19 protein-coding genes, 1 tRNA gene and 1 pseudogene are annotated in these 22,395 nt (G+C 72.5%); 17 read left to right on the top strand and 4 right to left on the bottom strand.

The features are described 5' to 3' along the window. The first annotated feature begins 51 nt into the window (after window positions 1-51). Entirely contained in the window at window positions 52-822 is a 771-nt protein-coding gene (locus ACQPZQ_RS01815; protein WP_433291332.1) for an oxidoreductase, read from the top strand. 372 nt (window positions 823-1,194) lie between these two features. Here the strand turns inward: ACQPZQ_RS01815 and ACQPZQ_RS01810 are convergent, their stop codons facing one another. Then, a complete protein-coding gene (locus tag ACQPZQ_RS01810; RefSeq protein WP_433291329.1) occupies window positions 1,195-2,025 on the bottom strand; it encodes an HAD family hydrolase in 831 nt (276 codons plus the stop codon). Between the two features lie 398 nt (window positions 2,026-2,423). Here ACQPZQ_RS01810 and ssd point away from each other — a divergent pair, with 398 nt between their 5' ends. From ssd to ACQPZQ_RS01775, 7 genes and pseudogenes are all read left to right on the top strand, one after another. Beyond that, window positions 2,424-3,536 carry a septum site-determining protein Ssd gene (gene ssd, locus ACQPZQ_RS01805; protein ID WP_433291327.1) on the top strand — a complete coding sequence of 371 codons (1,113 nt, stop codon included), beginning with the start codon at window positions 2,424-2,426 and terminating at the stop codon, window positions 3,534-3,536. Window positions 3,537-3,756: 220 nt separating this feature from the next. Continuing rightward, entirely contained in the window at window positions 3,757-4,902 is a 1,146-nt protein-coding gene (locus ACQPZQ_RS01800) for a TadA family conjugal transfer-associated ATPase (RefSeq protein WP_433298952.1), read from the top strand. Then, complete coding sequence (locus ACQPZQ_RS01795; protein WP_433291325.1) at window positions 4,896-5,699, top strand: type II secretion system F family protein; 804 nt, start codon at window positions 4,896-4,898, stop codon at window positions 5,697-5,699. Before ACQPZQ_RS01800 ends, ACQPZQ_RS01795 begins: the two co-directional genes overlap by 7 nt. Further along, window positions 5,696-6,454: a type II secretion system F family protein gene (locus tag ACQPZQ_RS01790; RefSeq protein ID WP_433291323.1), complete on the top strand. Its 759-nt coding sequence runs from the start codon at window positions 5,696-5,698 to the stop codon at window positions 6,452-6,454. Before ACQPZQ_RS01795 ends, ACQPZQ_RS01790 begins: the two co-directional genes overlap by 4 nt. Window positions 6,455-6,488: 34 nt before the next feature. Further along, a complete protein-coding gene (locus ACQPZQ_RS01785; RefSeq protein WP_433291321.1) occupies window positions 6,489-6,701 on the top strand; it encodes a DUF4244 domain-containing protein in 213 nt (70 codons plus the stop codon). A gap of 98 nt (window positions 6,702-6,799) precedes the next feature. Further along, window positions 6,800-7,138: a TadE family type IV pilus minor pilin gene (locus ACQPZQ_RS01780; protein WP_433291319.1), complete on the top strand. Its 339-nt coding sequence runs from the start codon at window positions 6,800-6,802 to the stop codon at window positions 7,136-7,138. After that, window positions 7,135-7,428, top strand: a pseudogene (locus ACQPZQ_RS01775) (Rv3654c family TadE-like protein); the annotation flags it as partial. The gene ACQPZQ_RS01780 and the pseudogene ACQPZQ_RS01775, both read left to right, overlap by 4 nt. Before the next feature lie 643 nt (window positions 7,429-8,071). On the opposite strand, the gene ACQPZQ_RS01770 reads toward ACQPZQ_RS01775, so the two are convergent. Both ACQPZQ_RS01770 and ACQPZQ_RS01765 read right to left on the bottom strand, forming a co-directional pair. After that, window positions 8,072-10,540, bottom strand: coding sequence for a DEAD/DEAH box helicase (locus ACQPZQ_RS01770; protein WP_433291317.1), 2,469 nt, complete (start codon window positions 10,538-10,540; stop codon window positions 8,072-8,074). A gap of 31 nt (window positions 10,541-10,571) precedes the next feature. Then, entirely contained in the window at window positions 10,572-11,540 is a 969-nt protein-coding gene (locus ACQPZQ_RS01765; protein WP_433291315.1) for a serine hydrolase, read from the bottom strand. A 231-nt stretch (window positions 11,541-11,771) separates the two neighbouring features. Between ACQPZQ_RS01765 and ACQPZQ_RS01760 the strand changes: the two genes are divergently transcribed. From ACQPZQ_RS01760 to topA, 6 genes are all read left to right on the top strand, one after another. Then, window positions 11,772-14,084, top strand: a complete 2,313-nt coding sequence (locus tag ACQPZQ_RS01760) for a sodium-translocating pyrophosphatase (protein ID WP_433291313.1) — start codon at window positions 11,772-11,774, stop codon at window positions 14,082-14,084. A 134-nt stretch (window positions 14,085-14,218) separates the two neighbouring features. Further along, complete coding sequence (locus tag ACQPZQ_RS01755) at window positions 14,219-14,773, top strand: hypothetical protein (protein WP_433291311.1); 555 nt, start codon at window positions 14,219-14,221, stop codon at window positions 14,771-14,773. Window positions 14,774-14,846: 73 nt separating this feature from the next. After that, the gene (locus ACQPZQ_RS01750) at window positions 14,847-15,440 is read left to right on the top strand and encodes a hypothetical protein (RefSeq protein ID WP_433291309.1); all 594 of its coding nucleotides are present in this window, start codon (window positions 14,847-14,849) and stop codon (window positions 15,438-15,440) included. Between the two features lie 118 nt (window positions 15,441-15,558). After that, window positions 15,559-16,164 (top strand): hypothetical protein, encoded by a 606-nt coding sequence (locus ACQPZQ_RS01745; protein WP_433291307.1) that lies wholly within the window; start codon window positions 15,559-15,561, stop codon window positions 16,162-16,164. A gap of 118 nt (window positions 16,165-16,282) precedes the next feature. Then, window positions 16,283-16,876 (top strand): hypothetical protein, encoded by a 594-nt coding sequence (locus ACQPZQ_RS01740; RefSeq protein ID WP_433291305.1) that lies wholly within the window; start codon window positions 16,283-16,285, stop codon window positions 16,874-16,876. A 380-nt stretch (window positions 16,877-17,256) separates the two neighbouring features. Beyond that, entirely contained in the window at window positions 17,257-19,947 is a 2,691-nt protein-coding gene (gene topA, locus ACQPZQ_RS01735; RefSeq protein WP_433298950.1) for a type I DNA topoisomerase, read from the top strand. Between the two features lie 17 nt (window positions 19,948-19,964). Here topA and ACQPZQ_RS01730 read toward each other — a convergent pair whose 3' ends face one another. Then, window positions 19,965-20,435, bottom strand: coding sequence for a GatB/YqeY domain-containing protein (locus ACQPZQ_RS01730; RefSeq protein ID WP_433291303.1), 471 nt, complete (start codon window positions 20,433-20,435; stop codon window positions 19,965-19,967). A gap of 144 nt (window positions 20,436-20,579) precedes the next feature. On the opposite strand from ACQPZQ_RS01730, the gene ACQPZQ_RS01725 reads away from it, so the two are divergent. From ACQPZQ_RS01725 to ACQPZQ_RS01715, 3 genes are all read left to right on the top strand, one after another. After that, window positions 20,580-21,521: a metallophosphoesterase gene (locus ACQPZQ_RS01725; protein ID WP_433291301.1), complete on the top strand. Its 942-nt coding sequence runs from the start codon at window positions 20,580-20,582 to the stop codon at window positions 21,519-21,521. 24 nt (window positions 21,522-21,545) lie between these two features. Further along, window positions 21,546-21,619: transfer RNA gene (locus tag ACQPZQ_RS01720), tRNA-Pro, on the top strand. A 116-nt stretch (window positions 21,620-21,735) separates the two neighbouring features. Further along, on the top strand, window positions 21,736-22,326 hold the full coding sequence (locus tag ACQPZQ_RS01715; protein WP_433291300.1) for a VanZ family protein: 591 nt from the start codon (window positions 21,736-21,738) through the stop codon (window positions 22,324-22,326). The last annotated feature ends 69 nt before the right edge of the window (window positions 22,327-22,395 follow it).

Below are 22,395 nucleotides of genomic sequence, written 5' to 3'. Positions count from 1 at the left end.
CGACGGCCCCCGAGACGGGGAACGGGCGCCCGGCGGTGGCACCATGCCGGGGTGTCCACGACCGCCGATCCGCTCGCGCCTCTGCTCGATCTGCCCGGCGTCCAGGACGCCGTGGCGAGGGCCCGGGACGCGCTGGTGGCGGTGCACAACCATCCGGTCAACCGGCGCGGATGGCCGGCAGGCGCGGCGGAGGCGAGCATGCGGGCCGCGCGGGCCTCAGCCGCCCTCGACGGCGCTCCGCTGGGGGGTGTCGATCTTCACGGTGGTGCCCCCGGAGCGGAGCACAGCATGAGCCCGGTGCTCGCCGGGGCCGTTCGCGTCGCCGAGGAGTCGGGCCGACTGCTGGCGGTCTGGCGTACCTCGCCGTTGCAGGCGCTGGCCCGCCTGCACGTGGTGGCGGCCGCCGATCTCGTTCCAGCCGAGCGCCACGACGCCGAGCTCGGCAGGCCGATACGCACCGAGGGGATCTCCGCGCGGCTCGGGCTGCTCGCCGACATGCTGACGGGCGGCACGTCCGTGCCCGGACCGGTGCTGGCCGCCGTGGTGCACGGCGAGTTGCTGACGCTCGCCCCCTTCACCACCGCGAACGGTGTGGTTGCGCGCGCCGCGGCACGGCTCACGGCCGTGGCCGCGGGCCTCGATCCCAAGGGACTGGCCGTGCCCGAGGTCGGGCACCTGCGCCACGCCCACGAGTACCGCACGGCAGCCGCCGCCTTCGCCGGCGGCACTCCCGAGGGCCTCAGGACATGGCTGCTGCACTGTTGTGCGCAGTGGGAAGCCGGAGCCCGAGAAGGAATGTCGATCGCCGACGCCCGGGCCTGATCAGGGTCCCGGCCCCCGGGCAATGAGACGGGCGGCGCCCCTTGGCAGGAACACCGCCCGTCTACGCGCAAACATCAGGATCCAGGCGTGCACTACGTGTCGTGGTAATGGCCTCGGCGTCCAGCGTCCCGGTACGCAGGCCCACGACGACATGCCTCCCGCGGCGTGCTGTGCGTGGAGTGCCCGACCTTTGCGCACGGAGCCCCAGTCAGGGGGAACGGGTGCTTCTCCACCGCACCGTCCCTGGCCGACCAGGAGTCCGTGCGCCCTTTGTAGTACGTGACGCGGAGCACAGCAAGAGTCACACGGCAGTGCACCGGTTCAGAACACCCGGGGCCGTGTGAAGGCCTCTCGCAGCGCCTCCGCGGCCGCTCATCCGCGGGTTCGCCGCCGGTGCCCGTACCACGACACCCCGACCAGCGCCGCCGCTCCCAGCCCGGCCGCAGCCAGCGTCGTCCGCTTCTCCGGAGCCCGAAACCGTCGCAGCGCGACCGGATCGGCGAAGGTCAGGATCGGCCATCCCCGCTGCACCGCTTCGCGGCGCAGGGCCCTGTCCGGGTTGACCACCGTGGGGTGCCCGACGGCCTCCAGCAGCGGCAGGTCGGTGATCGAGTCGGAGTAGGCCCGGCAGTCGGCGAGCTGATAGCCCTGCTCGGCGGCGATGGACCGCGCTGCCTCCGCCTTCTCCTCGCCGTAGCAGTAGTAGTCGATCACACCCGTGTAGCGGCCCTCCAGCACGCTCATCCGCGTGGCCAGGCACCGATCCGCCCCCACGAGAGCCGCGATGGGTTCCACGACCTCCATTCCCGACGCGGACAGCACCACGACCTCGTCACCGTTGGCCTTGTGCTCGGCGATGAGCTCCGCGGCCTCGGCGTAGACCAGCGGCTCGACGATGTCGTGCAGGGTCTCGGCGACGATCGCCCGGATCTGCGCGACCTCCCACCCGGTGCACAGCGCGGTGATCCGCCGGCGCAGCAGGTCCATCGTGTCGGCGTCGGCCCCCGAGAGCACAAGCAGCAACTGTGCGTATCCGCTCCGCAGGGCAGCGCGCCTGCTGATCAAACCTCGCCGACGGAACGGACGGCTGAACGCGAGCGCGCTCGACCCCGCGATGATCGTCTTGTCGAGGTCGAAGAAGGCAGCGGCTCCCGAGGCCGCGGGTAGTGGCTTCGGGCGTAGCGTCGGCAACGGACCAGGCACGTCGAGCGAGCTTGCCAGAACCCCCGAACGGCGGCCGACCCCCGCGGCACTGCCCGAACGCAGCACAGATGGTCCGTCCAGAGGCGCGCGTTGCAGCCCGTCAAGGGCTACAGTTGGTTGTGCTCGGACGTGTCCGGGCGCGGTTCAGCTCGACCCCCCGGAGCTGAACCACCGACGGCCCCCGCCAATCCCCCCTGGCGGGGGCCGTCCCGTGTCCAGGGGCCCCCGAATCACACTGCCCCTCAACACCGACAGAACCGGGCATTCGGGTACCGATTCGATCCGGTTTATCCACATCGGTCACCGCCTGTCCACAGGATCGTGATCCGCCCGCCACCGAGGCCTCACGCACCGCACGCTGGTCAGGCCGCTCTTCCGAGCGGCAGGACGAGGGAGGCATGGTGCAGCAGAGCGCAGGCGAACGGCGCGGGTTGGTGATGGTGTCCGACCCCGATTTGCTCGACACCATCCTGCGGTTGGCCGCAGCAGCAGGATGTGACCTCCACCGCACCATCGACGCGGCGCAGGCCCGCCCCCACTGGCCGCGAGCGCCTCTCGTGCTCCTCGACGCGGCCGCGGCCCAGCAGTGCGCGCAGGCGGGGCTGCCTCGTCGGGGTGAAGTGATCGTCACTGTCCGTGGGGAACCGGCCCCTCCCGTGTGGCAACACGCAGTGGCGGTCGGCGCCGAACACGTCATCTCACTCCCCCAGGCGGAGTCGTGGCTCGTGGCGGCCCTCACAGAGGCCGCCGAAGGCCCCGGCCGCAACGGTGCCGTGCTCGCCGTCGTGGGCGGTCGCGGCGGCGCAGGCGCCTCGGTGCTCGCAGCGGCCGTCGCGGTCACCGCCGTACGCGAGGGCTCACGCGTGCTGCTCGTCGATTGCGATCCGCTTGGCGGAGGCCTCGACCTGGTGCTCGGAGCAGAGGAGCTGGGCGGTCTGCGGTGGCCCGACATCGGGGTCGGCGGCGGGCGCGTGCCGGCCACCGCCTTGCACGCCGCCCTTCCCGCGCCCGCAGTCGCCCGCCGCGGTGGTGGTGAGCTGGGCGTTCTCTCCTGCGACCGTTCCGCCCACGCTCCATCGCCCGCCGCAGTCCGGTCGGTTGTCGAGGCCGGTCGGCGGGCCGGGGAGACGGTCGTCTGCGACCTCCCGCGCTACCCCACCGAGGCTGCGGTCGCCGCGCTGTCGTCGGCCGACCTCACCGTCCTCGTCGTGCCTGCCGAGGTACGGTCCTGCGCCGCCGCGGCCAGGGTGGCCGCCGTACTCGCCGAGCACGGCGGTCCGGTGCGTCTGGTCGTCCGGGGTCCGGCTCCCGGAGGCGTCGCGGCCTCCGAGATCGCTCGCGCCCTCGGGCTTCCGCTGCTGGCCGCGATGCGGCCCGAGGCAGGGCTCGCCAGGGCGTTGGAGCGCGGCGACGCCCCGGGCAGGCCACGCGGTCCGCTCGCCGCCACCGCGCACACGGTGCTCACCGAGCTTCGCGCGCTCGCGGGGCCGACGGCGGGGGTGCCCGCGTGAGCGAGCGAACCATCAGCCACAGCAGCTTCGCGAACGCGGCCAACAAACGCCAGCGAGGAGGCTTCGTGAGCGAGCTTGCGAGCGAACCATCAGGCACAGCAGCTTCGCGAACGCGGCCGACGAGCGTCAGCGAGGGGGCTTCGTGAGCGGGCCGAGCCGCGCAGGCCTGGCCGTTGCGGCCCGCGCCACAGCCGATACCGGCCCGCGCTCCGCGTCTGCGCTGGTCGACCGGGTGCGATCGCGGCTGGCCGCGGCCGGCGGAGAGATCACCGAAGCGGCGGTGGCCGCGGCTGTGCGGGCGGAGTCCGGCGGGGTCGCCTCCGACCTCGACGTGCTCGCGGCGCTGCGCGTACTGCGCCAGGAGTTCGTCGGCGCAGGCCCTCTCGACGAGCTGCTGCGCGACCCACGCACCACCGACGTCCTCGTGTGCGGGCCCGCATCGGTGTGGGTCGATCGCGGATCGGGACTCGAGGCCACCGACGTCCGCTTCCCCGACGAGGCCGCCGTCCGCAGGCTCGCCCAGCGGCTCGCCATCGCGGCAGGCCGCCGGCTCGACGACGCCAGCCCTTACGTCGACGGCTGGGTCGCCGACGTCGGGGTGCGGCTGCACGCCGTGCTGCCGCCCGTCGCCGCCGACGGCACCTGCCTGTCCCTGCGAGTCCTGCGTCCCGCCGCGCACGACCTGCCGGCGCTGCGCTCGCTCGGCACCGTCGACGCCACCGGCGAGGCCCTCCTGCGGGCGGTGCTCTCCGCCCGGCTCGCGTTCCTCGTCTCAGGAGGCACCGGCACGGGCAAGACGACGATCCTCGCCGCGATGCTCAGCACGGTCCACCCGCGGGAGCGAATCGTCTGCGTCGAGGATGCGGAGGAGCTTCGCCCCAGGCACCCGCACGTCGTACGGCTCGTCGCCCGGCCGGCCAACATCGAGGGAGCCGGCGGCGTCGTGCTGCGCGACCTCGTGCGCCAGGCATTGCGGATGCGGCCCGACCGGCTCGTCGTCGGCGAGGTCAGGGGCGCCGAGGTCTGCGACCTCCTGGCCGCGCTCAACACGGGCCACGACGGCGGTGCCGGCACGGTCCACGCCAACTCGGCAGGCGAGGTGCCGGCACGGATGGAGGCGCTGGCGGCCACCGGCGGCCTGCCCCGCGATGCCCTGCACAGCCAGCTCGCCGCCGCTGTGCAGGTGGTGCTCCACATGCGCAGGCTCGGCTCCGGCGCCCGGGTGCTGGATGTCGTCGGTGTGCTCACCCGCACCTCCGAGCGAGTCGCCGTCGAAGCAGCGTGGAGCCGCACTCGCGGCTGGTCCACCGGACGCGATGCCCTCGGGCGGCTGTTCGCCGAGCGCGGGGTGCGGGCACCGTGGTGAACGCAATGGCGTGTGCCGCTCTCGCGGCGGCGATCGGATGCCTGCCCCCGGCTGCCGGGGCCACGAGGTTCGCGGTGCTGTGGCCTGTGGAGGCGATCCGCGGCCGGCGAATCGCATGGGCCGCGGCACCGGCTGTGTTCGGTGGGCTCGCCGGGCTGCTGCTCGCGGGTCCGGGTGGAGCGCTGGCGGGCGCGCTCGTGGCGTTCACGGTCCGACGGCGGCAGGCCCGGCATCGAGCAGCCGGCGAAGCGGCGGCCGCTGCGGCTCAGCTCGCCGACGCGGTCTCCCGCATCACCGAGGAGCTGCGGGCGGGCAGCCACCCGGCCGCCGCGCTCGCCGGAGTGCGGGCAGACGGTCCGCTGGCCCGCGAGACCCTGGATCCCGCGGCCGCCGCCGCACGCCTCGGTGACAACGTGGCCGCCGCCCTGCGCCGGGGCGCGGTCGGACGGCCGGGGATCGGGCCCGACGTCGAGCGGATCGCCGTGGCCTGGTCGCTCGCGGAACGGCACGGGATCCCGCTCGCCGAACTGCTCGGGAGTGCCCACCACGACATCCGCTGGAGAGTGCGGTTCGGGGACACCGTGCGGGCGCAGCTCGCCGGGCCGCGGGCCACCGCCCACGTACTCACCGCATTGCCGCTGCTCGGGCTCGGGCTCGGCCAGCTCGTCGGCGCCGACCCGGTCGCGGTGCTGCGCGGCGGCGTGCTCGGCCAGGTGCTCCTGGTCATCGGCGTCACGCTGGTGGCGGCGGGCTCAGCGTGGTCGGAGCGCATCCTCCGCTCGGCGGTGCCGTCATGAGTCCGTCGATCGGCCCGGTGCCGGGCACCACCGCCGCCGCACTCGCGGTGCTGGCCGCGGCGCTGCTCGTCGCCGCAGGGCCCGGCAGCTCGGGCAGGCTGCGGGCGCTGCAGGCCGATCCGCCGCCACCGGTCGATGCCGTGGCGCCCCCGCCACTGCGCGGTTCGTGGCTGGCCGTCGGGGCGGCCGCCGCCGGTCTGCTCGGATGGGCCGTCGCCGGGGCCACCGCGGGCGTGATCCTCGGGATCGCCGCCGGAGGGGCCGGCGCGGTGTTCGCTCGGCGCGCTGCCGGTCGCGCCGGCCCGGGCACCGAGCCGGACGGCGACATCGCCGGCGGCTGGGAACTGCTCGCGGTCTGCTTGGAGGCGGGGTTGCCCGTCTCGGTCGCGGTGTCGGCGGCAGCGGAGCCACTCGGCGGTTCCACCGGCGCTCAGCTGCGGCGGGTCTCCGGCCTCCTCGAGCTCGGAGCTGATCCGGTCGATGCCTGGCTAGCGGCCGAGGACGTGCCCGCGCTCGCAACGTTCGCCCGCGCAGCGGGCCGCTCGGCCGGCACCGGCGCAGCTCTCGCCCAGGTGGCGAGAGCCGAGGGCGGGCGGCTCCGTGCTGACCTGCTCGACTCCGCGCAGGCACGGGCGGAGCGCGCCGGGGTGCTCATCACCGGCCCGCTCGGACTCTGCTTCCTGCCGGCGTTCCTGGTCCTCGGTATCGCCCCGGTCGTCATCGGCCTGGCGGGCGAGGCACTCGCGCAGTGGTGACCACCGCGCATGTCCACCATACGAAGGAGATCTGATGTCCCTGCTCACCATTCCCACATCGCTGAACACATCCGCCCGCCTGCGGGCGCTCCGCCATGACGACGCGGGCATGAGCACGGTGGAGTACGCAATCGGGACTATTGCCGCCGCCGCGTTCGCCGCCGTTCTCTACGCGGTGATCAGCGGTGAGTCGATCGTCACGGCCCTCACCGAGCTCGTCGAGCGCGCGTTGTCGGTGACGTTCTGATGGTCGCCCGCACACCGGCGGCACGCGCAGGGCACCGTTCGCCGGGCCGGCGCGAGCTCCGGTGTGCGGGCGACCGGCGACCACGGTGGCAGCGGCGTTTGCAGGCGGACGGCGGCGCCGTCACCGTCGAAGCGGCTCTCGCCCTGTGCAGCCTCGCGGTGTTCCTCGCGGTCGCGGTCGCCTCGGTCGTCGCGGTGGCGGCAGCGATCCGCTGCATCGACGCCGCGCGCGAGATGGCCCGGCTCGCCGCCCGTGGCGAGGCCGACCGCGGTCGCGCTGTGGCCGCCGAACTCGCGCCCACCGGTGCTCGTTTGGAGCTGGTGCATCGGGACGACCTCGTCATCGCGGAGGTCTCCCACGATCTGCTGCGGCCGCTCCCGCTCCGGGTCGGCGGCCGCGCCGTCGCCGCCCTCGAACCCGGAGCCGTCGGATCATGACGCCACTCCGGGCACGTCTCGCTCACGACGAAGGGGTCGCCACTGTATGGGCCGCCGCAGGCGCTGCCGTGATCATGGCTGCGCTCCTGCTCGGTCTTCATCTCGGCGCCGCTGTTGCTGCCCGCCACCGGGCAGAGGCCGCAGCCGACCTGGCTGCGCTCGCCGCAGCCGGGCAGGCCGTCCACGGCGCGGTCACCGCCTGCCAGCGGGCCGAGGTGATCGCACAGGAGATGGGCGGCGAGGTCATCCGATGTTTGCTGTCGGGATGGGACGCTCTGGTCGAGGTCCACGTCCCGGTGCCGCTCGCGTTTTCCGGTGCCGTGGCCGTCGGTCGGGCCCGGGCGGGGCCGATGGAACCCGAGCCGCCGCCAGCACCATCACCCGCTGACCAGCGCACGACCCACCGCCTCGGCGGCCCCGCCAGACGCAAGCCCGGCTCTGCCGCCACCGTCCGCCGCGCTCTCCGCACTGGTAGTGCCGGGGACGAGCGATCTCGCGCCCCACGCGTCGCCTCCGGCAAATGCGGATCCTGCTCTGTCCGCGTTCAGCGCACCGTTCATCCAGCTCTTTCCGATCTCTACTCCACCATCCGGAAATCTGCGCGGCGAACGGTAGTCAGTATTCGACGGGTGGGCAGGACACTGTCGATCAACCCGATTCGTCCGGCTTGGCCAGCCGTCCGACGACTCGGCGCACTACCGCAACGCTCGTCGTGGCTGCCGAACCGATGGGCGACGGCCACTGGCGACACACGGGACAGGGCGCGCCTACTTGACGTGGTTCCGAACGGCCCCGGCCACCGGCACCACGAGCTCGCTCCCCAGGCTGCGGTGGGGCCGGCGCGTCCCCCCCGACGCCCACCCCGATACCGGTTCCACCGCGCTCCGGCCGTCGTCGGCCGGCCCGGCCCCCGATGTGGCCGGCCGACGGCGGCTACTTCGAAACTTGCTCCGTGTGCCGCGGTGGCGACGCGGTTTCCTCTGGTTCCGGCGCCGACAGTGCGTCCAGCACCACGCCCAGCACGATCACAGCGCCCGCCTTGTCGAGCGGCACGTTCCCGTTGCCGCACTTCGGCGACTGCACGCAGGACGGGCAGCCCGTGCGGCACTCGCAGCCGCCGATGGCGTCCCGCGTGGCCGTCAACCACGCGGCAAGCACGGCGTGCCCTCGCTCGGCGAACCCCGCGCCGCCCGGATGCCCATCGTGCACGAACACCGTGGGGCGACCGGTCTGCGGATGCAGGGCCGTGGACATCCCCCCGATGTCCCACCGGTCGCAGATCGCGAACAGTGGGAGCAGGCCGATCGCCGCGTGCTCCGCAGCGTGTAGCGCACCCGGGATCCGCACGGGCGGCACCCCGGCCGCGATCAGTGCGCCTTCGTCGATGTCGTACCAGACCCCGCGGGTCCACAGGGTCTGCTCGGGGAGGTCGAGGGGCACGGTCTCCAGCACGGTTCCATCGGGTGCACGCCGTTGATAGCCCACCACCTGCGACGTCACGGTCACCTCGCCGAACGACACACGCACGTCTCCGAGGTCGTGGTGCGCAAGTACCCGCGCCACCTCCACGTCGGCCGTGGATCGAGCGTCCGTGCGCCAATCCGGGTCGGCGGAGCTCACCAGTGCCACACCGGCCTCGAGGTCGAGCTCCTCGACCAGATAGCTCTCGCCACGATGCAGGTACACCGCTCCGGGATGCGCGGTGGCCGGGGCCGAGGGGCCGTCCACGGTGCCGAGCATCCGGCCGGTCTCGGCCTCCACCATCGCCACCTGGCCCAGGCCGGAGCCCCGGATGTCCACCGATGCCGCGGGCCGCTCCCGCGTCGAGGGCCAGAACCAGCCGGTGGGCCTGCGTCGCAGCACGCCGTCGGCCACCAGCTCGTCCAGCACGGCGGCCGCCGGAGCGCCCCCGAACACCTCCGACACGTCGTGCTCCGTCACGGGGAGCTCGGCCGCGGCGCACACGAGTTGGGGGCCGAGAACGTAGGGGTTGAGCGGGTCGAGCACACAGCCCTCCACCGGGGCGCCGAGCAGCGCCTCAGGGTGGTGGACCAGGTAGGTGTCCATGGGGTCGTCGCGGGCAACGAGCACCACCAGCGCTTCGTCGCGGGCCCGTCCCGCGCGACCGGACTGCTGCCAGAACGACGCCCTCGTGCCCGGGAAGCCCGCCACCACCACCGCGTCGAGGCCTGCGATGTCGACGCCCAGCTCGAGCGCGTTGGTGGTGGCCACCCCGAGCAGCTCGCCGCGCACCAGGGCCGCCTCGAGCGCCCTGCGTTCCTCGGGGAGGTAGCCACCGCGGTAGGCGGCCACCCGCTCGGCCAGCGCGGGGTCGACCTCGGCGAGCAGCCGTTGCGCACCCAGCGCGGTCACCTCCGCCCCACGGCGGGAGCGCACGAAGGCGAGCGTCCGTGCGCCCTCCACCACCAGGTCGGCGAGCATCCGCGAGGCCTCGGCGCCCGCCGCCCGGCGCACCGGAGCGCCGTTCTCCCCCGCCAGCTCGGGCAGCAGCGGCGGTTCCCACAGCGCGACGGTGCGCCCCGCTCCCGGCGAGCCGTCGTCGGTCACCGCCACGACGTCACGACCGGTGAGCCGGGACGCGAAGGCAGCGGGCTCCGCCACGGTGGCCGAGGCCAGCACGAGCGTGGGCCGCGAGCCGTAGCGGGCGCAGACGCGCAGGAGACGGCGCAGGAGCAGTGCGACGTGCGAGCCGAAGACGCCGCGGTAGGTGTGGCACTCGTCCACCACCACGAACTGCAGCCTGCGCAGGAACGCCGTCCAGCGTCCGTGTTGCGGCAGGAGCGATCGGTGCAGCATGTCCGGGTTGCTGAAGAGCCATCGGCCGTGCCGGCGCGCCCAGTCGCGTGCGTCCATCGGGGTGTCGCCGTCCAGCGGTGCCGGCCGCACGTCCGGCAGGCCCAGAGCGTCGAGTGCCCGAAGTTGGTCGGCCGCGAGTGCCTTCGTCGGCGACAGGTAGAGCGCGGTGGCGCGGGGGTCCTCCGCAAACCGGGCGAGCACGGGCAGCTGGTAGACGAGCGACTTGCCCGACGCCGTGCCCGTGGCCACCACGACGTCCTGGCCGGCGTGGGCCAGCGCTGCGCCGTCGGCCTGGTGGCTCCAGGGTGCCTGGACACCGGAGCGGCCGAACGCCTCCCGCACCTCCTGCGGCACCCAACCCGGCCACTCGACGGGCCGGCCGGGCCGTGGGGGCATGTGCACGGAGTGGCGCAGCGGGCCTGCCTCGTGCTCCACGTCGTGCGCTTCCGGCCCGTCCGCCGGCCGCCACAGTGGCTCGGCTCCGGCGCCTGCCAGCACTCGGCGGAGCAGGATCTCGCCGCGCCCGGCCCGCGCGGCTACCTCCGGCCCCGCGACACCCCCGGCTCGTCCGTTCCCGCCACCCACGGTGTTCGAGGTTGGCACATCGGTCCGACGGTCAGGCCGTCGCCTGCACTGCCGCGGTGGCGATTCGCGTCATCTCCTGGCGTGCGGCCTCCCAGCCCGGCGTGCGGGGCACCCTGGCCAGCAAGGCCATCAGGAAGCGGCGGTCGCCGCCGACCGCACCCGTGCTGTGGATGTAGTACTTCCCGGAGAAGCAGCACATCCAGCCCTGTTTGGCCACCGCTCCTGGGGCGTCCGGCCCGTCCACCGCCGGGGCGAGCAGCCCGAACGCCTGGTTGAACCCGTCGGCCGCCCGCGCCGGAGCGGCCTCCATGGCGGAGGCGAGCAGATCGCGGTCGGCAGCGGGCATGTCCTCGAGCAAGTACTGCCAGGTCCGCACGGTGTCCTCGGCCGACATGGACACCTCGCCCCACTGGGATGGATCCCGCGGCCCGGTGGTGCCGGTGAGCCCCACCCGGCTGCTGACCCGCCCGATGCCGCCGACACCGTCGAAGCGGCTCCAGAGCGCGTTCATGGCGTTGTCGTCGCTGGGTCCCAGTGCCCGGTTCAGCAGGGCGATGTCGGCATCGGCGACGGCCAGGCCGTCGAGCCGCCTGCGGTCGAGGATGTCCACGGCGACGAGCACCTTGGACAGCGAGGCCGTGTAGTACGGCTCCCCGCCCCGCGCGCCGAGGGCGAGCTCGCCTGTCTCGCGATCCAGCACGGCGACGGCGAGTTCCGTGGCGCTCGCCGCCGTCCCCTGCGCAGCGTCGACGGCGGCTTGGGCGAGCCCGGTGCGGGGGGCAGGCGCAACCGGTGCGGCCAGCGCCTCGACGCCCGGGATAGCAGCGCTGAGCTGACCGGAGGGCCTCGCGGACGCGTCGCTGAAGGCCATTTCGCCGCTGGGCTTCGCCTCCGCGTGGCCGAGCCCACTGGCCGCAACGACGGGCACGGCCACGAGCAGCGCGAGGGTGCAGATGATGACCAGGAACTGTGTCCGGTGTGAGGGAGCGCTGACCGTCACGTGAACTTCACGATCGACACCATCGGCAAGTTCGGATCCCAACCGTAATCGACCGACTCGTGATCAGATCGTTAAGCTTAGCGCGCCCCTGCCCCTCACTCGCGGGTGCCCTGCGTACCACCCATAGACTGCAGACGCCTGCACCGCGCCCACCTGCGGCGACGGGTTTCGAGACGCCAGGGGTGCCGTCTGGAGTTCCCTGGCCCGGTATTCACTGAACCAGGAGGACGGATGTCCACGTCCACCCTCGCCCAGGGCCTCGAGCTCGGAGCGAATGACCGCATCCTCGTCGGTGTGGTCGCGGTGGTCGCCCTTGCTGCCCTGGCCATCGGCTTCGTCTTGCGCCGGGAGGTACTCGCCGCGGGCGAGGGCACCTCCAAGATGCAGGAGATCGGCCGAGCGGTCCAGGAAGGCGCCACGGCGTACCTCAACCGCCAGTTCCGCACGCTCGGCATATTCGTCGTGATCGTGTTCGTCCTGCTATTCGCTCTCCCAGCGGACGACCTCGGCGAGCGCATCGGGCGATCGATCTTCTTCATCGTCGGCGCTGTGTTCTCTGCCACAATCGGCAACCTGGGCATGCGGCTCGCGACCTTCGCCAACATCCGCGTCGCCGCCGCGTCGCGCGAGGAGGGCGGCAGGGAGAAGGCCACCCGTATCGCGTTCCGCACCGGTGGCGTGGTCGGCATGTTCACCGTCGGCCTCGGTCTGTTCGGGGCGGCCGTGGTCGTGCTGGTCTACGCCGGCCAGGCACCGAAGGTGCTGGAGGGCTTCGGCTTCGGCGCCGCACTGCTCGCCATGTTCATGCGTGTCGGCGGCGGCATCTTCACAAAGGCCGCGGACGTGGGCGCCGACCTGGTCGGCAAGGTCGAGCAGGGCATTCCCGAGGACGACCCGCGCAACGCCGCGACGATCGCCGACAACGTGGGCGACAACGTCGGTGACTGTGCCGGCATGGCCGCCGACCTGTTCGAGTCCTACGCCGTGACGCTGGTGGCCGCGCTGATCCTCGGCACCGCCGCCTTCGGCCTGCAGGGCCTGCTCTTCCCGCTGATCGTGCCGGCCATCGGTGTGATCACCGCAGTCGTGGGTGTCTACATCACCCGTACCCGCGAGGGCGAGAGCAGCCTCACCACCATCAACCGCAGCTTCTACATCTCCGCGGCCATCTCCGCGGTGCTGTGCGTGATCGCCGCCTACGTCTACCTCCCGGGCAGCTTCGAGGGGCTGACGAGCCCGACCGACACCACGGTCGTGGCCGCCATGGCGGGCAGCGACCCCCGGCTGATCGCCTCGATCGCCGTCATCATCGGCATCGTGCTGGCGGGCGTGATCCTCTGGCTCACCGGTTACTTCACCGGCACCGAGGACAAGCCGGTCAAGACCGTCGGCGAGTCGTCGCTCACCGGTCCTGCCACCGTCATCCTCGCCGGCATCTCGATCGGCTTCGAGTCGGCGGTGTACACCGCGCTGGTCATCTGCGCGGCGGTGTTCGGTGCGTTCACGCTGGCCACGGGTTCGATCACCGTTGCGCTGTTCGCGGTCGCGCTCGCGGGCACCGGCCTGCTCACCACGGTCGGCGTCATCGTCGCGATGGACACGTTCGGGCCCGTCTCGGACAACGCGCAGGGCATCGCGGAGATGTCGGGCGACGTCGAGGGGGCCGGGGTCGGCATCCTCACCGAGCTCGACGCGGTCGGCAACACGACGAAGGCCATCACCAAGGGCATCGCGATCGCCACGGCCGTGCTCGCGGCCACGGCGCTCTTCGGCTCCTACCGCGATGCCATCGGCCAGGCGCTGGCCGACGCGGGCGGCACCCTGCAGGACGCCGGCACCGCGTTCGCCTTCGAGGTCTTCGCCCCGAACACCCTCGTCGGCGTGATCATCGGTGCGTCGGTGGTGTTCATGTTCTCCGGGCTCGCGATCAACGCGGTCACCCGGGCGGCGGGCGCCATCGTCTTCGAGGTGCGTCGCCAGTTCCGGGACAACCCCGGGATCATGGAGGGCACGGTCCGCCCGGAGTACGGCCGCGTCGTGGACATCTGCACGCGCGACTCGCTGCGCGAGCTGGCCACCCCCGGCCTGCTGGCGATCTTCGCCCCGATCGCCGTCGGCTTCGGCCTCGGCGTCGGCCCGCTGGCCGGTTACCTGGCCGGTGCCATCGCTGCCGGCACGCTGATGGCGGTCTTCCTCGCCAACTCCGGTGGCGCGTGGGACAACGCGAAGAAGCTGGTGGAGGACGGAAACCACGGCGGCAAGGGATCGTCCGCCCACGAGGCCACCATCATCGGTGACACGGTCGGCGACCCGTTCAAGGACACCGCGGGTCCGTCGATCAACCCGTTGATCAAGGTGATGAACCTGGTCTCGGTGCTGATCGCCCCGGCGGTCGTGACGTTCTCCGTCGGCCCGTCGGCCTCGGCCCCGCTGCGCATCGCCATCGCGCTCGTGGCGGTCGCGATCATCGTGGCCGCGGTCGTCGTCTCCAAGCGGCGTTCCACCTCGATCGCCGACACCCCGGCAGCCAGCTCGGTCAGCTGACCGCTCGTCCCTGTCCGGAGGCCGTTCACCCGTTCGGGTGGGCGGCCTCCGGCCGTTCTGAGGCCTACCAGTACCTTCCCCCGCGAATCGACGCGCGCCGCGCGTCATGATGCGCACCGCTGCGGGAGGACCGCATGAGTACTCGCAGGCTCACCTACACACTCGCCTCGGCGTTCGTTCTCCTCGTCGCGACAGGGTGCGGCACCGGGGGTGACAGCGACGCCGAGGCGGTGGCCTGGACGAACCAGGTATGCGGTGCACTGTCCGGCTTCGCCCGGGCGGCCACGACGCAGCCGCAAGTGAACGGGGCCGACCCCGTCGCGACCGTTCGCGGGCTCGGCGACTACTTCACTGCCACGGGCACCGCGGTGCAGGGCTCCATCACCGCACTCGACTCGATCGGCCCATCGCCGGTTGCAGGCGGTGACGAGTACGTCGCCCGGCTCAAGGGAGCCCTGACCCAGATCCGCACCGGCTTCGACGCGGCGCGCGGACAGCTCACCACCGTCGACACGTCCAGCGTCCAGACCATGTCCGTTGCCCTTCCGACGGCGCTCGCGCCGCTGCAGGAGCTGCGGAACATGGCCGACCCCACTGCCGGACTGCAGGCCAACGACGAGCTGAAGGCCGCCGCCGACAAGGCTGCGAACTGCCAGCAGGTCCGCTCGACGACGTCACCTGCTCGCTGACCGGCCTGTCGCGGTGCATCGCTCGGCAACGCGGCACACTGGCCGCCCACATCACCTTCGATCCAGGAGCAGCATGTCAACCACACCGCGCCCGGTACTGCTGCTTCCGGCGCTCGCCGCGCTAGTGGTGGGCATCGCGGGCTGCACGTCGGCCGTCTCGGGCACGGCGGCCCCGGCCGGACAGTCCCCGGCCACCGCTGCGGGAGATCCCGTGCAGTGGGTGGACGGCGTCTGCGGGGCACTCCTGCCGTTCGTCAAGACGGCAGGCACCCCACCACAGCTCAACACCGCGTCCGACCCCACAGCGCTCGCGAAGGGCATCAGCGACTACCTGGGGCAGGGCGCGACCGCGGCCGACTCGGCGATCAGCGGGATTGCGGCCGTGGGCCCCTCCCCGGTGGCGGGCGGGGACGACGTGATCACCCGGCTCACCCAGACCCTGACCACGTTCCGGACCTCCTTCCAGGACGCCAAGACCCAGGTGGACGCGGTCGACACCACCAACCCGCAGGCGCTGCGCACCGAGCTGCCGAAGGCGGTCGCGCCGCTGGAGCAGCTGGCGAACATGCCGGACCCCACGGTCGATCTGCAGACCAGCCCTGAGCTGGAGCGGGCCAGCTCGCAGGCGCCGAACTGCCAGCAGGTCGAACGCCAGACCGGAGGCTGACACGGCGCACCGACGCCGACCCGGGGCCGGGCGCTGCGGGTCGGCCGGACCTCCATGATCAGCGCCGGAGGACCCCGGGCACACTGACGCCGACCTTCCACCGATCCGGAGCCGGCGCATGACTCGCTCGACCCGCCCCGCCCTGACGGCCGTCGCCGTGCTCGTCGCCGCCGCCGTCCTCGCCGGTTGCACGACCACGGTCGCTGGCAACCCCGGCGCCGACCCTGCCCCGACCCCGACCGAGGGCCCCGGGAGCGATCCGGTGGCCTGGGCCGACCGCCTCTGCGGGGCCGTCATGAGCTTCGCGGTGCCGGCCACGACGCCGCCCGCCATCCCACCGGGGGCCGACCTGCCCACCGTCAAGGGCGCTGTCAGCGACTACCTCGGCACGGTCCTCAACGGAGTGCAGCAGGGCCGCTCGCAGCTCGGTTCGATCGGCCGCTCTCCGGTGCAGGGTGGCAACGACGCCGTGGGCCGGGCCCAGAGCGCGCTGGAGTTCCTCGAGCAGGACTTCACCGGAGCCAAGACCGCGGTGGACGCCGCCGACCCGAACAACCCCGAGTCCGTCATGGCCGCGCTCAACCAGGCCCAGTCGACCTTCGACGCGATCACTCCGCCGAACCCGCTGGCCGACCTGAGCGCCACGCCCCGGCTGCAGAAGGCCGCCGAACGGGCGACGCAGTGCCAGCAGCTCTCCGCGCTGTCGGCCACCGCCCCGCGCTGACCGGCGCCTGACAGGGCCATCAGGAGCTTGTCGCCTTCTTTCTCTCTGACGCCCGAGAGTGTCGATCTTCCGGCGCGCCCTGGCCATAACGCTCGAACGCGTGTTCTACTGTGCGCTCGTGTCGCAGCTGTCGCTGTTCTCCGCCGATGCCCGCCCTCCGCGGGTGAGCGACCTGGCCGGGCTGCTGTGCGGGCCGGGACAGATCGTCAGGTTCGGGGCGGGCGATCAGGCCCGGCTCTCGATCGTGCTGCCTGACCCGGCCAGAGCACCGGCGCTCACGGCAGCGTGCGCCGCCACCGGCATCCGGATGGAGGCGGTACGGACGGAGAGCGGCGCCACCGCGTTACGCTCGGCGTTCCGCTGCGATCTGGTGGGGTTGGCACGGGCGTGGACACACGGGGCGGTCAAATCGGTCCCGGCGGGATGGCAATTGGACGGGCCGGCGTTACGACTGTGGGCTCTGGCCGCAGGCCGGCCCGACGAGCGGGGCGGTTACCTGCTCGGGCTCGACCCGCACGCCCCTGAAACTCACCTGCCTCTGGTGGCCGCGGCCACCAGAGCCGGAATATCACCCGCGAGGGTGGGTAGCGGGCAGGCGTTGCGGATCAGCGGCACGCGACGGGTCCAACGGCTCGTCGAGCTCGTCGGCCCGGTTCCGGCCAGGGCCGACACCGCCGACTGGCCCCGATGCTGGGGCAGGGCTGCGTCTTGACGAGCTGGTTACGCTCGCGCGGCGCAGGCCGACACGGTGTCGCAGGCGCTCCGCCGGGCGACGCTCGGTGTGATGAGGGCGACACGCTAGGTGGGCGGGTGAAGTCTAGGTTCCGGTACTGCCGGAACGGAGGACCCGCATACTCGGTGTCCGGGCACTGCCGCGCATCCGGCGCGGAAACCCAGCAGAACGGCTGGTGCGCGGCGCCGAAACGGCCGTAGACGATGGAGTAGGACCAGGTGGCAACCGGAACGACGAGTGCGAAGCCCGCGACCCCGAGGGGCACGGGCAGCCGGAAGGCTGCCGCGAAGGCCGCCCCGGGTCGGCCCAACGGCACAGCTGCGGTCACCGCCAACGGGCGACCGCCACGCCGACTCGTCATCGTCGAGTCCGGGACGAAAGCGAAGAAGATCCAGCAGTACCTCGGCAACGACTACATCGTCGAGGCTTCCGTCGGGCACATCCGCGACCTTCCGCGCGGCGCCTCCGACGTCCCCGCCAAGTACAAGGGCGAGGCATGGGCGCGGCTCGGGGTGGACGTCGACAACCAGTTCGCGCCGCTCTACGTCATCACGCCCGAGAAGAAGAGCAAGGTCGCCGAGCTCAAGGACGCTCTGAAGTCGGTCGACGAGGTCCTGCTCGCAACGGACCCCGACCGCGAGGGCGAGGCCATCGCCTGGCACCTGCTCGACACGCTCAAGCCGCGCATCCCGGTGCGCCGGATGGTGTTCCACGAGATCAGCGAGCCTGCCATCCGTGCCGCCATCGACAACCTGCGCGATCTCGACCACGACCTCGTCGACGCGCAGGAGACCCGCCGCATCCTCGACCGCCTCTACGGCTACGAGGTCTCCCCCGTGCTGTGGAAGAAGGTCATGCCGAAGCTCTCGGCAGGCCGGGTGCAGTCGGTGGCCACGCGGATCATCGTGCAGCGCGAGCGCGAGCGCATGGCGTTCGTGTCGGCGTCGTACTGGGACATCGCCGCGCAGCTCGACGCCGGTGCCGAGGCAAGCCCCCGGCAGTTCCCCGCGCGCCTGGTCTCGATCGACGGCACCCGGGTGGCCACCGGGCGCGACTTCGGCCCCGACGGCCGTCTCAAGAGCGCGGACAGCGCCAAGGAGAGCGCTCGCGTCCTCGACGAGGCGAGCGCCCGCAGGCTGGCCGAGGCGCTTCAGGGCCGTGGGCTCACCGTCGAGTCCGTCGAGTCGAAGCCCTACACCCGCAAGCCGTACCCCCCGTTCATGACGTCCACGCTGCAGCAGGAGGCCGGCCGGAAGCTGCGCTTCTCCGCCGACCGCACGATGCGCAGCGCGCAGCGGCTCTACGAGAACGGCTACATCACCTATCTGCGCACCGACTCCATCACGCTGTCGGAGGCGGCGATCCAGGCCGCCCGCACCCAGGCCCGCGACCTGTACGGCGACGCCTACGTCCCGGCTCAGCCGCGGCAGTACACGCGCAAGGTGAAGAACGCGCAGGAGGCCCACGAGGCGATTCGGCCCGCCGGCGACACCTTCCGCACCCCGGGCGAGATCGCCCGTGAGGTCGACGGCGACGACTTCCGGCTCTACGAGCTGATCTGGCAGCGCACGGTGGCCTCGCAGATGGCCGACGCCCGCGGCACCACCGTGAGCGTGCGCATCGGCGGCAGCGCGGCCACCGGCGAGGCGGTCACGTTCGCCGCGTCCGGGCGCACGATCACCTTCCCCGGGTTCCTCAAGGCCTACGTCGAGACCGTGGACGACCAGGCCGGTGGCATGGCCGACGACGCCGAGTCGCGGCTGCCGGAGCTCACACAGGGCCAGGCGCTGACCGCCACGCAGCTGACCCCCGAAGGGCACTCGACCAACCCGCCGTCCCGCTTCACCGAGCCGAGCCTGATCAAGACGCTCGAGGACCTCGGGATCGGCCGCCCGTCCACCTACGCGTCGATCATCAAGACGATCCAGGACCGCGGGTACGTGTGGAAGAAGGGCCAGGCGCTCGTCCCGTCGTGGATCGCGTTCGCGGTGGTCGGGTTGCTCGAGCACCACTTCGGGCGGCTGGTCGACTACGACTTCACCGCCGCGATGGAGGACGAGCTCGACTCGATCGCCGCCGGGCTGCAGGGCCGCACCGACTGGCTCTCGGGCTTCTACTTCGGCGCCGACCAGGGCAGCACGGGATCGGTGGCACGGGCAGGCGGGCTGAAGAAGCTCGTCGGGATCAACCTCGAGGAGATCGACGCCCGGGAGATCAACTCGGTCCCGGTGTTCGACGACGTCGTGGTGCGTGTCGGCCGTTACGGCCCGTACCTCGAGCGCATGCGCGACGGGCAGTCGCAGCGGGCCAACCTGCCCGACGACCTCCCGCCCGACGAGCTCACCCCCGAGGTCGCCGAGCAGCTGTTCTCGGTGCCGCAGGACGGCCGTTCCCTGGGCGTCGACCCGACCACGGGCCACGAGATCGTCGCGAAGGAGGGCCGCTACGGGCCCTACGTCACGGAGATCCTTCCCGAGCCCGTGGCTCCGGAGGCCACCGCCAACGGCTCCAAGAAGAAGGCACCGGCCAAGCCCAAGCCGCGCACCGGATCGCTCTTCAAGGACATGTCGACCGAGACCGTCACGCTGGAGGACGCGCTGCGCCTGCTCTCGCTGCCGCGGCTGGTCGGCACCGACCCCGAGACCGGCGCCGAGATCACCGCGCAGAACGGGCGCTACGGGCCGTACCTGAAGCGCGGCACCGACTCACGGTCGCTGGCCAACGAGGAGCAGCTGTTCACCGTCACGCTCGACGAGGCGCTGGAGATCTACAAGCAGCCCAAGCAGCGCGGCCGCCGCACCGCCGCGGCTACCCCTCCGCTGCGTGAGCTGGGCGCGGACAAGTCCACGGGCAAGCCGATGGTGATCAAGGACGGGCGGTTCGGCCCGTACGTCACCGATGGCGAGACCAACGCCTCGCTGCGCAAGGGCGACAGCGTGGAGGAGATCAGCGACGAGCGCGCCTCCGAGCTGCTGGCCGAACGCCGGGCGCGCGGGCCTGCGCCGAAGAAGCGCACCACGACGACACGGAAGAAGGCTCCCACCAAGTAGGCCGGGAGCACGACTCCTCAGGGAACGAGCAGGGCCTTCACCGCGGCGGCCACCCGGCCACCCTCGGCACGGCCGGCGGCGGCCGCGGTGGCCTTCTTCATGACCTGCCCCATCTGCCGCGGTCCGGGCTGCTCGCCGAGCTCGGCGGCGGTCTCCTCCACCGCTGTGCGCGCGATCGCGGCGAGCTCGTCGTCGGACAGCTGGGCCGGGAGGTAGCGGGCCAGCACCTCGCCCTCGGCGCGTTCCTGGGCGGCCAGCTCTTCGCGGCCGGCGGCGGCGAACGCCTCCGCCGACTCGGCGCGCTTCTTGGCTTCCTTGGTGATCACCTTGATGATCTCGGCGTCGTCGAGCTCGCGGGCCTGGGTGCCGGCGACCTCCGCGTTGCCGATCGCCGTCAGCGTCATCCGCAGGGTGGCCTTCACCAGCTCGTCGCGAGCCTTCATGGCGGCGGTCAGGTCGGTCCGCAGCTGCTCCTTCAAGGTGCTCACGGCGCTGCACGCTAATGCATGTCCGCCTGGGTGTCCGCGTACATACCCGGCCCGGGTCGCCGCGATCGGGGCTGTGGAGTCAAGAGTTCGTCACCGAAATACAGGGGATCGCGGAGGAACCGGCATTCGCCGTACCCTGGCCGGGTGAACAGCTGGGCTCGGATCGCTCTCGGCGCCACCACGACGGGAGCGGCAACGCTCGCCTACGCGGCGGGGATCGAGCGCCGGAGATGGACGCTTCGCGAGGCCACGCTGCCGGTCCTGGCGGAGGGTGCGCGCCCGATTCGCGTCCTGCACGTGTCCGACCTGCACCTCACCCCGCGGCAGCACAGCAAGCAGCGCTGGGTGGCCGAGCTCGTCGCCTTGGAGCCCGACCTCGTCGTGAACACCGGCGACAACCTGGCCCATCCTCGCGCCGTGCCCGCTGTCGTCGCCGCCCTCGGGCCGCTGATGCAGTACCCGGGCGTGTTCGTCTTCGGCAGCAACGACTACTTCGGGCCCACCCCGAAGAACCCGGCCCGCTACCTGGTCAAGAGCAAGCGACGCCATCACGGCGCCCCGCTGCCGTGGCGTGACCTGCGGGCAGCGATGGTCGAGCGGGGCTGGGCCGACGCCACCCACGCACAGGTGAGCCTCACCGCCGGGGACGCCACCGTCGCCGCCGCCGGTGTCGACGACCCCCACCTCGGGCTGGACCGTTACGACCGCATCGCCGGCAGCCCCGCTCGCCAGGCGGACCTGCGGCTGGGACTCACCCACTCCCCGGAGCCACGCGTCCTCGATCGGTTCGCAGGCGACGGCTACGACCTCGTGCTCGCCGGCCACACCCACGGCGGGCAACTGCGTGTGCCGGGTATCGGCGCGCTCGTCACCAACTGCGGGATCGACCGTTCCCGCGCCCGCGGCGTCTCCCGGTGGGGCGCCCACACATGGCTGCACGTCTCCGCAGGTCTGGGCACCTCACCGTTCGCGCCCGTGCGGTTCGCCTGCCCGCCGGAGGCCAGCCTGCTGACGCTCGTGCCCCGCCCGTCGGTGGTCGCGTCGGCGCGGGCAACCCGCGCGTCGGCGCCCGCAGACGTCGGCTAGAGTTGGTCACGGCCCACGGGCCACCGGGGTGTGGCGCAGCTTGGTAGCGCGCTTCGTTCGGGACGAAGAGGTCGCAGGTTCAAATCCTGTCACCCCGACACAGGCCAAAGGCCCTGTCCGAGATCGTCGGACAGGGCCTTTGCCGTTGGTACGGCTGCGTCGCCCGTCGTGCCGGCCCGGGTAGATTCCACGGTCCGACGGGAGCGGAGGTGGCATGGCCGGGGGCTGGCACTTCTGGGTCGGCACGTTCACTGGCGTTGCATTCATGACGGTGGCCGCACTGCCGTTCGCCGCGCTGACGGTGTGGGCTCTGGCACGCCGTCGGAGTGCCACCGGCACCAACCCGGCGTGGCGGTTGTCGCTGGCCGAGGTCGGCATCGTCTACGGGACGGTGCCGTGGGTATGGATGATCATGTTGCCGGGCAGCCGGGCGGGTGCCATCCCCGGTCGGGTGAGCCTGGTGCCGCTGCGGGATCTGCTCACGATCCTCGCCGCCGCGCCGTTGACGGCGACGGGCCAGATCGTCGGCAACCTGCTGGTGTTCGCGGCGCTGGGGTTCTTCGCCCCGATGCGGTTCGCGGCGCTGGCGTCGGTACCGCGGATCCTTGCGCTCGCTGCGGGCTGCTCGATCCTGGTCGAGGTCGCGCAGTACGTCCTGCAGCTGGATCGGGTGTCCTCTGTGGACGACGTACTGATCAACGCCGCCGGCGCCGGGCTGGCGGCGCTGGTATCGCGCCGCTGGTGGCGCGCTACGGCCACAGCGTCGTCAGATCGACTTCGATCGGCCCCGGTACCGGGGCGCTGAGCCGCCCGCGGCACGCCGGTCATCGGCGCACCGGGCCCGTTGACGTCCGTACAACTGCGGATCCGTGGC

The sequence above is a fragment of the Pseudonocardia sp. CA-142604 genome (genome assembly GCF_050948475.1).
GTDB lineage: Bacteria > Actinomycetota > Actinomycetes > Mycobacteriales > Pseudonocardiaceae > Pseudonocardia > Pseudonocardia alaniniphila.
This window is presented reverse-complemented; position numbering and strand designations above follow the sequence as displayed.